Source organism: Alloalcanivorax xenomutans (assembly GCF_032810065.1).
GTDB classification, from domain to species: Bacteria; Pseudomonadota; Gammaproteobacteria; order Pseudomonadales; family Alcanivoracaceae; genus Alloalcanivorax; species Alloalcanivorax xenomutans.
This window is the reverse complement of record NZ_CP136538.1, coordinates 3,173,084-3,186,171: the sequence shown is the minus strand read 5'-3', so window position 1 is coordinate 3,186,171 and position 13,088 is coordinate 3,173,084. Positions and strand designations below refer to the sequence as shown.

Genomic DNA, 13,088 nt, shown 5'->3' with positions numbered 1-13,088 from the left:
TTACTCCTCGGTATTCCTGAAAAAGTCGCTCTCGCTGACCATGTGGTTGCGCAGCCTGCCGATCCCTTCTATCTCCACGTCCACCACATCACCGGGCTGGACGTCGGCCATGCCCTTGGGGGTGCCGGTAGCGATCATGTCGCCGGGAGACAGGGTCATGAAGCCGGACAGATACTCGATCAGGAAAGCGACATCGAAAATCATGTCGGCGGTGGTACCTTCCTGGCGCAGCTCACCATTGATGTAGGTGCGCAGGCGCAGGTCATTGGGGTCGGGCACATCGTCACGGTCGACGATCCACGGGCCCACCGGGGTGGTGCTGTCGCGATTTTTCACCCGCAAATTGGGGCGGTAGTAGTTTTCCAGGTAATCGCGAATGGCGTAGTCGTTACACAGGGTGTAGCCGGCCACAAAGTCGAGGGCGTCGGCGCGCGGCACATTACGCGCGGTCTTGCCGATGACCGCCACCAGCTCGCACTCGTAATGCATGTACTCGACGTTGTCCGGGCGCCAGCTGCGGCCGTTGTGACCGGTGTAGGCATTGGCGGCCTTGACGAACACCAGCGGTTCCTTGGGTGCTGCCTTGAAGGACAGTTCAGCGGCGTGGTCGGCGTAGTTGAGTCCCAGGGCGAACATGGTGCCGGTGGCGGGCGGCAGCCAGGTGACCTGTTCCGGGTCCAGTATCGTACCGTCCGCGAGCAGCGGATGGCCGTCGTCATTCACGGCCACCGCCAGCGTGTCGCCGTGGTATTGAATGCGTGCACTTTTCATTGTTTCGCCTCCCCGCCGTGGTCGGTGACGATAAGGTTGCGGAGGGTGCCGATGCTCTCGATGGTGGTGTCCACCTGATCCCCTTCGCTGACATCCACCCGGCCTGGCGGTGTTCCAGTGATCAGCACGTCGCCTTCGTTCAAGGTCATGAATTCGCTCAACTCGGCGATCAGGCGGGGAATGGGCCGAATCAGATCGGCGGTACTGCCGCGCTGTTTTTCGACCCCGTTAACCGTCAGGGTCAGCGTGAGGTCATGGGGGTTGGCGATATCGTCGCGGTCTACCCACCAGGGGCCCAATGCGCAGAAACCGTCCCGGCACTTGGCTTTGATCGCCGGCCGGTAGTAGCTGTCTTCCGGCAGGCTGAACTCGTTGACCACGGTGTAGCCGCGAACATAATCGAGGGCGTCCTGCTCACTGACACGACTGGCGCGGCGGCCGATCACCACGCCCAGGGCGGGACCCGGTTGCAATCGCTCCCCCTGAGGCCGTGCCACGGTGCCCTGGTGCGCATTGCGCGTGTTCGGGGTCTTGATGAACAACACCGGCTTCTCCGGTGGCTTCTGGTAGGGCGGCTGGTGAAACTCCGGTAGCCGGGCCTCCAGCAGACTCCGATAGTTCAAGGCCACACCGAACATAGTGCCACCACTGGCCGGGAGCCAGCGCAGCGCGGTGACGTCAAGAACCGCGCCGTCGTCGCTTATGGGGAGGTCGTCCGGACCGATCGTGACCGTCCGGACGCGCCCTTGATATTCCACTTTAGCGTGCCGCATGAAGGCTCCTTGTTTTGTTAATAGGTTAATGTTTACATTAATATATTAATGAAATCAAGAAGACGTTGCCGGATCCGCTAAAGCGGTGAATGATGCCGGTATCAGGCGGCGGGCAGGACCATGACAACAACCGACCCCATACCCAACATCAACATCGGTCAGGTGTACGACAAGCGCTACGCCGACGCCGAAGTGCACTACGACGCGCTCGGCCGCATGGCGGACTTCTTCGGACGCAACATGCCGGCGCACCGCCATGTGCGCTTCTTCCAGGTACATTACGTCAAGTCCGGCATGGTGCGGGTGTACCTGGATGAGCATCAGTACCATCAGCGGGCTCCCCTGTTCTTCCTCACGCCTCCCACGGTGACCCACGCCTTCGTCACCGATGCGCACGCTGATGGCCATGTGCTCACGGTGCAGCAGCAATTGGTGTGGTCGCTGCTGGAGGAAAGCGGTGACCTGGGCGACGTCAGTGATATCGCCGCGCTGTGTGTGGCGGCTTCCCAACTGCCGGCGGCACAGGCACCGGCGATGGCGGGACTCGACCGTCTGTTTGATCAGCTGCGCGCGGAAATTCAAAGGCCGCGGCCAGGGCAGTCTCAGGCGGTGCGGGCCCTGGCGCAGTTGATCTTCATTGATCTGTTCCGGCTGGCACGCAACCGCGTGACGCCGCAGCCGGTACGTCATGAGGACCTCTCCCTGTTTCAGCGTTTTCAGATGCTGATCGAGGATCATTACCCGCATCACTGGACCCTGACCCGCTATGCCGACGAACTGGGTGTTACCGAGAACCGGCTCAACGAGATTTGCCGGCGCACCGCCGGCAAATCCAGCAAGCGGTTGGTGTTCGACCGACTGATGCAGGAGGCCCGCCGGTTGCTGATCTTCACCACCGCGTCGATCAACGAGATCGGCTACCAGCTGGGCTTTAATGACCCCGCTTATTTCTCACGCTTTTTCACCCGCGAAGCGGGCATGACACCGGGGCGCTACCGCGCCGACAAGCGGGCGCCCTGAGTCCGGGGTGTCATCGGCGCTGCCCCAGCATGGCTCCATCGAAGAAGGCGGCCAGTTCATCGGTGGCGTCCAGAGCGGTCACCAGTGAAACGTACTGATCCGGCCGCACCACCACCACCGCGCCTTTTGGATCGATACCCCGGGCCTCGAAGATGTCGTGCTCCGGGTCGACGGCGTAAACCTTTTCGTAGTCCGTCAATTGGAACGGGCCGACCTTTGGCATGAACAACGCCGGAATCATTGGGCCGAACTCCACCTCGCCATGGGGCCGTCGATAGATCACCTTTATATCGAAGAGACTGTCGAGATCGGTTTCTTCCGGAGTGTATTTCACCACCGGGGAGCGGGGGCTGTTGAGCATCCAGTCGGCCCAGTTGGTCAACGGGGAGTGCCCGGTGGGAGCCGATTGATCGGCGAAGACATAGATCCGCCAGCGGCCATCGGCGGTGGCATGGTGCCCCAGGTGAACGTCATTGCCATCACACACCCGCATGGCGGGGGCGGATTTGAACCGCTTGCCGACCGGGAAGCCGGTGGCCAGATGTTGGTGTGCCTTGCCGCCGGTGATCATCGACGGTTGATATTCGGTCATGAAGCCCGCCGGGAATTCGGCGGTTTTTACATAGAACTCCTTCAGCTCTTGCGGGTTGCTGAATTCCTCGGCCGGTTTGGCCATCAGGCTCGACCATTCGCGATCAAAATCAATCAGGTTCTGAGCCACCACCTGACGCTCACTGGAATAGGTTTCCAGCAGCGATTCCGGAGCGATGCCGGAGAGCACGTGGCCCAGTTTCCAGGCGATGTTCCAACCATCCTGCATGGACACATTCATACCCTGGCCGGCCTTGGCGCTGTGGGTATGGCAGGCATCGCCGGTGATGAAAACGCGTGGCGCGCGGGTGCCGGTAGCCTCGGGGGGCACGTCATCGAACTTGTCGGTTACCCGGTGGCCCACTTCGTAGACGGTGTACCAGGCGCAATCCTTAACTTCCAGGGTGTAGGGGTGGAGGATTTGGTTGGCCTTGGCGATGGTGGTTTCCAGCGTGGTTTGGCGTATGCGGCGGTTGTCATCCCCGGCCACTTCGCCAAGATCGACGTACATGCGAAACAGGTGACCGCCCTCGCGGGGAATGTGCAGAATACTGCCACCGGAGGCGGACTGGATCGCGCACTTGGTGCGGATGTCCGGAAAATCGGTGGTGGCGAGAACATCCATGACGCCCCAGGCGTGATTGGCGACCTTGCCGATGTGCTTGCGGCCGATCGCTTCGCGCACGCGGCTATGAGCCCCATCGCAACCGATCACGTACCTGGCTTTCACGGTACGTTCCAGACCTTCCTGATCGCCGCAGACATGGCGCAACGTCACCGTCACCGGATAGTCCTCGCCATGATCGATGCGTAAATCCTGGAATTCCAGCCCATAGTCCGGAGTCAGGCGGGCGGGGGCGTTACGGGCGAACTCGGCGAAATAATCCAGCACCCGAGCCTGGTTGACGATGAGATGAGGGAACTCGCTGATTTCGCCGCTGGCGTCATCGGGAGCCACCGAGGAGCGGACAATGTGGGAGGGGTTGTCCGGGTCCGGTGTCCAGAACGCCATCTCGGTGATCCGGTAGGCCTCGGCGGTGATCCGTTCGGCGAAGCCGAACGCCTGGAAGGTTTCCACACTGCGCGCCTGGATACCATCGGCCTGGCCCAGCCGCAGGCGCCCGGGGCGGCGTTCGACGATACGGGTGGTGATATTCGGAAACTTCGCCAGCTGGGCGGCGGCGATCATTCCCGCCGGTCCGCTGCCGACAATCAGCACGTCGACCTGGTCCGGCAAAGTGTCGGGGCGGTTGACCCCGGTGCCGGACGCTTCTTCGATTCTCGGGTCTTCGGATACATAGCCGTGATGGTGGAACTGCACTGTTACTTCTCCTGTTTTCCGGGCCGGCCGGAGGTCTGTGAACATCAGACCGGCCCGCCGCGATTGTTGTTATCGGCGTATGACGTTCCGCATCTTGGCCGAGCCACGAAAGCGAACCCAGGTGATTTCCGCAGGAAAAATTGCACTTTTCGTGGGGGAAAGACAGATACGGAAGATGACGGAAGATAGGTAGGAGCGGTTTTTCCCAATCCTTCGTTGACCTGACCAGGGCAAGGTGTTAGAAATTCATTAATACATTAATGGAATCCGGGCCGGCCAGTGAAAGGAATCGATGGCAAGGATGGATTTCGATGAATAACAATCAGGGTATCAACCCGAGAGGTGTGTATGAATTCCAAAAAAATCATGGCCCTTCTGGCGATCGTATGGCTGTCCTTGAGCGCCCAGACCCAGTCGGCGGAGCAGGAAAAGGAAAAAGTCACTTTACGTATCATGCATTTCCTGCCGGCGGTGGCGAATGCACAGAAAAACGTACTGGAGCCCTGGTGCGCCGATCTGGCGGAGCAGTCCGGTGACCGCATCGAATGTCAGATTTATCCGTCCATGCAATTGGGCGGTACTCCCGCGCAGCTGGCCGACATGGCGCGCAATGGCGTGGTGGATATTGTCTGGACCGGTCTCGGTTACGCCGCTGGCCGTTTTCCGCGTAGCGAGGCGCTGGAGCTGCCGTTCGTGATGCCCTCCGGTGGGGTTGATGGCAGTGAAGTGGCGTGGGAATTTTATCAACGCTATGCCAAGGATGATTTCCGTGATTACCACGTGCTGGCCATTCAGAGTGACGGCGGTGGTACTTTGCACACCGCGCGCCGCAAAGTGGCCTCCCTGGACGACATGAAAGGGCTGCGGGTACGGGCGTCCACCCGGCTGGCTTCGGAGATGCTCACTTCTCTGGGCGCGACCCCGGTGAGCATGCCGCCGGCACAAATCGCCGACACGCTGGCCAAGGGCGTCATCGACGGAGCCCTGGCGGTGTGGGAAGTGGTGCCGCCGACCAAACTGGATGAAACCACCCATTACCACATGAGGACCGCGCCGGATCAGGCCACGCCGACGGTGACCACATTGGCGGTGCTGATGAACAAAAAGCGCTATCAGGATCTGCCCGACGATCTGCGCGTGATCGTCGACCGGCTTAGCGGAGAGGCCCTGTCCCGCCGTTTCGGGGAAGCCTGGGATGTGACCATCGATCAGGTGGTGGAGCAGCTGTCCGCCGATCCGGACCACGAGATCGTGACGCTGGATGACGCTACCTATCAGTCCATGCGTGAGGCCTCGCAGAGGGTCACCGATGAGTGGGTGGCCTCCGATAAGGGCGGTATCGACCGCCAGGCGCTGTATCAGGGGCTGCGGGATATCGTGCGTGAACACGCCGCCCGCTAACGCCGCTCATTAATGCCGCCTTTCAACTCCGCCCTTCAACTCTGATAAAGGCCGAGGTTTCCCATGGTTGAAACGGTATTGCGCCGTCTCAGCATCGTGGTCGCCGTGCTTGGCGGTGCCGTGGTGTTGTCGGTGATCGCCATGTCGCTGGTTTCTCTGCTGGGGCGCAAGTTGTGGTCCGCGCCGATTCCCGGTGACATCGAAATTCTGGAAATGGCGATCGCCGTGGCGTTGGCCTCGTTCATGCCGTTGTGCGAGCTGCGCGATAACCACATCCGCGTGGATCTGATCGCCGGGCTGCTACCGGCGGGAGTGAACCGGGTGCTGCTGTCACTCAGTCATCTGCTGCTGGCGCTGGTGGCGGCGTTGCTGATCTGGCGCACCGGCCTGCTCACCCTGGACAGTCATGAATACGGGTCCACATCCACCATGCTGGCGGTGCCGCTGTGGATTCCGCAGATGCTGATGCTGCCCGGTCTGGCGCTGTTGTGCGCCTGCGCTCTGTATCAGGCGGCACGATCGCTGACCAGCAAGCCGCTGCAGGTGCCGTCATGAGTGGTATGGAAATCGGACTCTGGGTACTCGGCGGCGTTCTGCTGATTCTGGCGCTGCGCGTGCACGTGGGCGTGGGCATGTTGCTGGGTGGTGTGGCGTGCTATCTGATCGTCAATCACGGTGACACCACGGCGCTGCTGTTCACCATCAATAATCTGGTTTACGCCCGCTTTTCCAATTACGACCTGGCGGTGATTCCACTGTTCGTGTTGATGGGGCAGTTCGCCATTCACGGCGGTCTGTCGCGCGCCCTGTTCAAAGCGGCGGCGGCTTTCATTGGTCATTGGCGCGGTGGTCTGGCGATGTCCGCCGCCGGTGCCTGTGCCGGTTTCGGTGCTATTTGCGGCTCGTCCCTGGCCACCGCCGCCACCATGAGCCAGGTGGCGTTACCGGAGCTGGAGAAACATCAGTACCCGCCCAAACTGGCCGCCGGGACGGTGGCGGCCGCTGGTACTCTGGGCATTCTCATTCCGCCGTCGGTGCCGTTGATCATCTATGCTGTGCTCACCGAGGAGTCCATCGCCAAGCTGTTCATGGCGGCGGTGATTCCTGGTCTGGTGGCGATGTTCGGTTATCTGGTGGTGATCCGCCTGGTGGCGGTACGTACCATGGCGTCGGTGCCGAGGGTGGACAAGGCCGGCTGGCCTCAACGGTGGCGGGCGTTGCTGGAGGTGTCTCCGGTGCTGTTGATCTTCATCGTGGTGATCTTCGGTATCTATGGAGGCTGGGCCAATCTCACCGAAGCGGCGTCCATTGGCGCCGCCGCCTGTGGCGTGTTCGCGGTAGTACGCGGTGGCTTGCGCTGGAAAGGGTTGTACCAAAGCCTGATCGGCACCGCCGAGGCCACCGCCATGATCTACCTGGTGGTGGTCGGCGCCGATCTGCTCAACAGCGGCCTGGCGCTCAGTCAGATGCCGGCGGAACTGGCGTCCTGGGTTGCCGACAGTGGGTTGGCGCCTTTCGTGGTACTGCTCTCGATTCTGGCCATCTACCTGCTGTTGGGTTGCGTGATGGACTCCCTGTCCATGATTCTGCTCACCGTGCCGATCTTTTATCCGATCGTGGTCAACCTGGAATTCTTCGATCTCACCTATACCGAAAAGTCGATCTGGTTCGGTATCCTCGCTCTGATGGTGGTGGAGATCGGTCTGATCACGCCACCCATGGGAATGAACCTGTTTATCGTGCAGAAGTACAGTGCCAATACGTCTTTGGGCACGGTGAGCCGGGGTATTGTCCCGTTCCTGTACGCGGATGTGATTCGTATCGGCATCCTGGTGATGATCCCTGCTTTGTCGCTGCTTTTGCTTAATCTGCCGGGGAGCGGCTGAACCCGTCCTCCGTTTCCTGCTCCGGGCGCTGCCATTCCGGCGGCGCCCAGAAGTGCTTCAGGCGATGCCTTAGTGGACCGGGCCGCAGAGCGTCACGGAACATGTCGCGGGCCTCGTGCACCGTCAATGTGATCGGATTGAAGCTGTCCACCGGGCGGGTGATGCCATACTCCACCGGCACGGTTTCCTGCTCTTCCACGAAAGTGCCGAACAACCGGTCATATAGGATCAGGATGCCGCCGTAGTTGCGGTCGATGTATTCGGGATTGCGGCCATGGTGCGCGCGGTGGTGGCTGGGCGTGTTGAACACGAACTCGATCGGACGTGGCAGCTTGCCAACCCATTGGGTGTGGATGAAATACTGATAGGCCAGATTCACCGTGAGCATGAAGAACACCCACACCGGTTCGAAGCCGAGGAACGCCAGCGGAATATAAAAAATCCAGTTGCCGGCCAGGCTGTACAGGGCGCTTTGCCGCATGGCGGTGGAGAAATTCATGTAGCGGCTGGAATGGTGCGCCACATGGGCCGACCAGAACCAGCGGATGCGGTGGCTGGCACGGTGAAACCAGTAATAAAAGAATTCCAGAAGCACGAACAGCAGCGCTCCGGTGAGCGGGGTCATGGTGACGGTGAACAGCCGGTGCTGGTAGGCCCAGTTGAACAGCAGCGCCACCAGGGTCACGGTGACCAGCGTATCGAACACCATATACAGGGCCCCCAACCCCATACTGGCAGCGGTGTCGCGCAGCAGGAAGCGGCCGCGACCGCGAAAGCGGATCCACTCCGCCAATAACACAGCGATGAAGATCGGCACCATGGCGGGTAGTACCAGGGTGCGCCAGTCCAGATGTTGTAAAGCCTCGAGCATGGGGACCTCGCGAAAAAACGGTCGCCACCACCGCCATGGTGGGCGGCGGGACGGTCCGGGAAGATTGACGGACCTCAAGATTGTTCCCCGATGGTGCAGAAAACGCTTGACGCAGCCGGACTCTTTTTTGACAAATGACGACAAGGGCGCGAAACACGGTCAGAGAGAAGGCACATGGGGTACATAAGCGCCAGCCTGGGCGGTCTGGGACTGTTCTTGCTGGGCATGTGGTTGATCACCGAAGGCTTGCGGGTCGCCGCCGGACCCTCCCTGGAGCGGCTGCTGTCCTCCTGGACCTCGAGCCGGTGGCGCGGCCTGGTATCGGGCACTTTGTTGACCGTCATGGTGCAATCCTCAAGCGCTGTCACCGTGGCGGCCCTGGGGTTCGTCAATACCGGATTGTTGCGCTTCGAGCGGGCGGTTTGGGTGATTTTCGGCAGTAATCTGGGAACCACTCTGACGGCGTGGCTGGTGGCGATGATCGGCTTCAGCTTCAAGATCGACCTGTTCGCCTTGCCCATCATCGGGGTGGGTGCGCTGCTGCGCGTGTTCGCCCCTTTTGACCGTTACCGCAGCCTTGGCATGGCCTTGGCGGGATTCGGCTTGCTGTTCATGGGTATCCAGGTGCTGTCCTCCGGCTTTGGCCAGATGGGAGAGCGGCTGTCGCTGGGCATGGCGGGCCAGCCGTTGGTGCTGATGGTGGGAATAGGCGTGCTGCTGACCACCTTGATGCAGTCTTCCAGTGCCGCCCTGGCGGTGGTGCTCACCGCCCTGGCCGGTGGCGTGATCGATTTCGGCGGCGCCGCGGCGCTGGTGATCGGCGCCAACGTGGGCACCACGTCCACGGCGCTGCTGTCCACCCTCGGTGCCACCGTTCAGGCCCGGCGTTTGGCGGTGGCCCATGTGTTGTTCAATCTGCTGACCGCGCTGGTCGCGTTGGCGTTACTGGGGCCCGGCGTCGATCTGGTCGTGGCTGTCGCCAGTGGTTGGGGGCTGGCGCCGCCGGGGCAGCTGGCTCTGTTTCATACCGCGTTCAATGCCTTGGGCATAGTGCTGATGTGGCCATTGGAGCCGGTGCTGACGCGTTTTTTGCTGACGCGCTTCAAGGAACGTCAACGGGCCACGGCGCAGTTGCAGTTCCTGGATCGTAACGTGGCGGATTTGCCGGACGCGGCAAGGACGGCGCTGGCCAGGGAGATCGAACGGATCCTTGCGCGCTATCCAGATGCGCTCGGTGGCTTGCCGCGGCCTCATGACGAGCGTCTCAAGGGCATCGCCGAGCGGCGCCAGCTGCTGGCGGGATTGGGTGATTTTCTGGCCATGGCCGGTCGGCAACAGCTCACCGAGGAACAGGTGAATGGCTTTCGTATCGGCTGGCGGATCCAGTTGAACCTTTCCAACATGGAAGATGCTCTGGCCGGGATGAACGAGCATGGCCGCCAAATGATCCGGCAGCCGGATCATGAGGTCGCCATGGCGGTACTGGCGGCCTGGTTCGAGCAAATGCACCAGCAACTGCGGCGCGGGGGGGATCCCACGGAGCCGTTGCGTTTCGCCTACGAGCAGGTCAAGGACGCTTTGATGCAACGCGCCATGGACGGCGCGCTGACACGCTATACGTTGGATCTGGCCTTGCAGGACTTGAGTTTGTCCCGCCGCTTTCTGGAACAATGGTGGCGGGCCACGGTACATCTCCGTGCTCTGCTCGATGATCCCGAGCAACAGGCACCGCTACCATGATCAACGATACTACAATGACGACTTCCGCCGATAATTATGTGGCCGCCGCCTATGTGCGGTTGCTTTACGATTACCTGGAAAGCCAGGGGGTGGAGGCCGAGACCCTGCTGGGCGCGCCGACGGTGCTGGCCGAGGATGGGTTGGAGAAAGTGCCGCTGGCGTTCTGGCGGCACAGTCTTGAGATTGCCAGCCAGCACCTGGATGAGCCGGCCCTGGGGTTGGCGGTGGCGCGTACCATCACCGCCCGGCATTTCGATGTGCTTGGCTATGTGGTGTCCCACTGCGGCACACTGGGCGAAGCGCTGGCACGGCTGGAGCGATATCACCGGCTGGTTTATGACGTGAATCCGGCCCGGGTGGCCACCGTGGGCGACAGTCTGGAAGTGCGTTGGGGAGTGGAACGCGGCCGCCCGGGCGCGCTGGTGGATGAAACCGGCGTGGCGGCGGTGGTGCAGTTCATTCGCAACCTGGTGGGCCGGGATTTGCCGGTGGAAGCGGTGCATTTCGTCAATCCAGAACCAGCGGATCCGGCGCCTTATCAGGCGTTTTTCGGTGCCGAGGTGCGCTTCGATTGCGCGTGGACGGTATTGCGGATACCGCTGACCTATCTGGCGCTGCCGCTGGGCGCGCCGGACCCGGGCCTGGTGGATATCCTCGACCGGCAGGCGCAGTCGTTACTGGAACGTCAGCCGCGCGCGGGGTCGCCCTACGACGCCGATCTGGTGCGTTTGATGCGCGAAGGGCGGCCGACGCTGGAAGCACTGGCGGAGCGCTATCATGTCAGTGCGCGTACCATGCAACGCCGTTTGGCGGAACAGGGGGAGACGTTCCAGGCGGTGTTACAGCGAGTCCGCTACCAGCTGGCCCGGGAATACCTGGCGGATGGCCGCCTGGAATTGACGGAAGTGGCGGCACTGCTCGGTTACTCCGAGCACAGCGCCTTTACCCGGGCGTTTCGTCAATGGGCCGGGGTCGGCCCCAAGCGCTGGCGCCGCGAATGGGTGGCGACCTCGAACCCTATTTCCTGGGAATGATGACCATGGAACATCAATACTACGAATTCGCCGCCTTGCTGTTCATCTCCACTTTGGTGGGAGTACTGGCGGTGCGCTTGAAACAGCCCTTGCTGGTCGGTTTCATCCTCGTGGGAATTCTGGTGGGGCCGGCCGGGCTCGATCTGATCGGGATGGAGCAGCAGGTTTCGTTGCTGGCGGAAATAGGTGTCACTATTTTGCTGTTCGTGGTCGGGCTGAAGCTGGACATGCACCTGGTGCGCAACCTGGGGCCGGTGGCGCTGGCCACCGGTCTTGGCCAGCTAACCTTCACTATTGTTCTTGGCTATGTGATCGGGTTGATGCTGGGCTTTGACAGCATCAAAGCACTTTACGTAGCGGTGGCGCTGACGTTCTCCAGCACCATTATTATCGTCAAGTTGTTGTCGGATAAAAAAGAGATCGACTCTCTGCACGGTCGTATCGCCATGGGCTTTTTGATTGTCCAGGATATCGCCGTGGTACTGGCGATGATGGTGGTGGGTAGTCTCAGTATCTCCAAGGGGCTGGATGTGGAGAGCACCGGGCTGCTGTTACTGTCGATTATTGGCAAGTTGCTGACGGCGGCTCTGTTGGTGGTGCTGGCCATGCGCTATTTGCTGCCGTCCTTGATGCATTTGCTGGCGAAGTCGCCGGAGTTGATGCTGCTGTTTTGTATCGCTTGGGGTACCTCGGCGGCGGCATTGGGGGATTATGTGGGCTTCAGCAAGGAAGTGGGAGCGTTTCTGGCAGGATTTTCCCTGGCCTCCACACCCTACCGTGAAGCGGTAAGCGCACGACTAACCAGCGTCCGGGATTTTCTGTTGCTGTTTTTTTTCGTGCACCTTGGATCGCAGTTGCAATTCGCGGCCCTGGGAGAAGAGTTATCCGCGGCCCTGGTGTTCTCGTTGTTCGTATTAATCGGTAACCCACTGGTAGTAATCGTGATCATGGGGGCCATGGGGTATCGCCGGCGTACCGGCTTCCTGGCTGGTTTGACCGTGGCGCAGATCAGTGAATTTTCCATCATCTTCATGGCCATGGGCATTACTCTTGGCCATATCAATGATAACGCCCTCGGCCTGATCACCCTGGTGGGGATTGTCACTATCACTATCTCCACCTATATGATTCTGTACTCCCACAAACTCTATGAGTGGTTATCGCCCTGGTTGACCCACTTTGAGCGCCGCAATCCCTACCGTGAAGCGGAGGAGGCCGGAGCTTCCATCGGGAACACCCAAGTACTGGTGTTTGGTTTGGGGCGCTATGGGGGGCGTCTGGTGCACCGGCTTCGCGATGCGGGTGTCGCCGTGTTGGGTCTCGACTTTGATCCGGAGGTGGTGAGGGAGTACCAGCGGCAAGGACTGAATGTTGCTTACGGCGATATTGAGAGCCACGAATTCATCGAACATCTGCCGCTAGACTCGATACAGTGGGTGATCAGCACCGTACCGGACTTGGGTTTGAATCGTGGCTTGGGGCTGGCGTTGACGGAGCGGGGCTACGGTGGACGTCTGGCGGTGACCGTACATCACGAACGGGACGGCCAGGTTCTGGAGGAAGCTGGCGTTGGGCAGGTGCTGCGCCCATACCAGGATGCGGCGGATTACGCCGCGGAGTTGGTTTGCGCACAGTTGAGCAGCCTTCAAACCGAGGAGTTGGAACGGGACTGAAAGCCCG

Annotated in this window: 11 protein-coding genes; 7 read left to right on the top strand and 4 right to left on the bottom strand. The window is 60.9% G+C overall.

All coding sequences use genetic code 11. The annotated features are described in order from the left end of the window. Both RYH70_RS14595 and RYH70_RS14590 read right to left on the bottom strand, forming a co-directional pair. A complete protein-coding gene (locus RYH70_RS14595) occupies window positions 1-771 on the bottom strand; it encodes a fumarylacetoacetate hydrolase family protein (protein WP_022995730.1) in 771 nt (256 codons plus the stop codon). Continuing rightward, window positions 768-1,544 carry a fumarylacetoacetate hydrolase family protein gene (locus RYH70_RS14590; protein WP_145912194.1) on the bottom strand — a complete coding sequence of 259 codons (777 nt, stop codon included), beginning with the start codon at window positions 1,542-1,544 and terminating at the stop codon, window positions 768-770. Before RYH70_RS14590 ends, RYH70_RS14595 begins: the two co-directional genes overlap by 4 nt. A 120-nt stretch (window positions 1,545-1,664) precedes the next feature. Here RYH70_RS14590 and hpaA point away from each other — a divergent pair, with 120 nt between their 5' ends. Beyond that, entirely contained in the window at window positions 1,665-2,564 is a 900-nt protein-coding gene (gene hpaA, locus RYH70_RS14585; RefSeq protein ID WP_026948714.1) for a 4-hydroxyphenylacetate catabolism regulatory protein HpaA, read from the top strand. A 10-nt stretch (window positions 2,565-2,574) separates the two neighbouring features. Here the strand turns inward: hpaA and RYH70_RS14580 are convergent, their stop codons facing one another. Then, window positions 2,575-4,476 (bottom strand): FAD-binding monooxygenase, encoded by a 1,902-nt coding sequence (locus RYH70_RS14580; RefSeq protein ID WP_116027172.1) that lies wholly within the window; start codon window positions 4,474-4,476, stop codon window positions 2,575-2,577. Between the two features lie 348 nt (window positions 4,477-4,824). Between RYH70_RS14580 and RYH70_RS14575 the strand changes: the two genes are divergently transcribed. The 3 genes from RYH70_RS14575 (at window position 4,825) to RYH70_RS14565 (ending at window position 7,763) form a co-directional block, all read left to right on the top strand. Further along, window positions 4,825-5,877 (top strand): TRAP transporter substrate-binding protein, encoded by a 1,053-nt coding sequence (locus tag RYH70_RS14575; protein ID WP_284455035.1) that lies wholly within the window; start codon window positions 4,825-4,827, stop codon window positions 5,875-5,877. A 63-nt stretch (window positions 5,878-5,940) separates the two neighbouring features. Next, window positions 5,941-6,432, top strand: coding sequence for a TRAP transporter small permease (locus RYH70_RS14570; RefSeq protein WP_317009330.1), 492 nt, complete (start codon window positions 5,941-5,943; stop codon window positions 6,430-6,432). Then, a complete protein-coding gene (locus RYH70_RS14565) occupies window positions 6,429-7,763 on the top strand; it encodes a TRAP transporter large permease (protein ID WP_022995737.1) in 1,335 nt (444 codons plus the stop codon). The genes RYH70_RS14570 and RYH70_RS14565 overlap by 4 nt, the downstream gene beginning before the upstream one ends. Here RYH70_RS14565 and RYH70_RS14560 read toward each other — a convergent pair. Continuing rightward, complete coding sequence (locus RYH70_RS14560; RefSeq protein WP_022995738.1) at window positions 7,741-8,634, bottom strand: sterol desaturase family protein; 894 nt, start codon at window positions 8,632-8,634, stop codon at window positions 7,741-7,743. The two genes, RYH70_RS14565 and RYH70_RS14560, sit on opposite strands and share 23 nt — an antisense overlap. Before the next feature lie 174 nt (window positions 8,635-8,808). On the opposite strand from RYH70_RS14560, the gene RYH70_RS14555 reads away from it, so the two are divergent. The 3 genes from RYH70_RS14555 to RYH70_RS14545 are packed head-to-tail and all read left to right on the top strand — an operon-like array spanning window position 8,809 to window position 13,081. Then, on the top strand, window positions 8,809-10,374 hold the full coding sequence (locus RYH70_RS14555) for a Na/Pi cotransporter family protein (RefSeq protein ID WP_080531327.1): 1,566 nt from the start codon (window positions 8,809-8,811) through the stop codon (window positions 10,372-10,374). A gap of 14 nt (window positions 10,375-10,388) precedes the next feature. Then, window positions 10,389-11,408: an AraC family transcriptional regulator gene (locus RYH70_RS14550; RefSeq protein WP_317009329.1), complete on the top strand. Its 1,020-nt coding sequence runs from the start codon at window positions 10,389-10,391 to the stop codon at window positions 11,406-11,408. Beyond that, window positions 11,372-13,081 carry a cation:proton antiporter gene (locus RYH70_RS14545; protein WP_317009328.1) on the top strand — a complete coding sequence of 570 codons (1,710 nt, stop codon included), beginning with the start codon at window positions 11,372-11,374 and terminating at the stop codon, window positions 13,079-13,081. The genes RYH70_RS14550 and RYH70_RS14545 overlap by 37 nt, the downstream gene beginning before the upstream one ends. The last annotated feature ends 7 nt before the right edge of the window (window positions 13,082-13,088 follow it).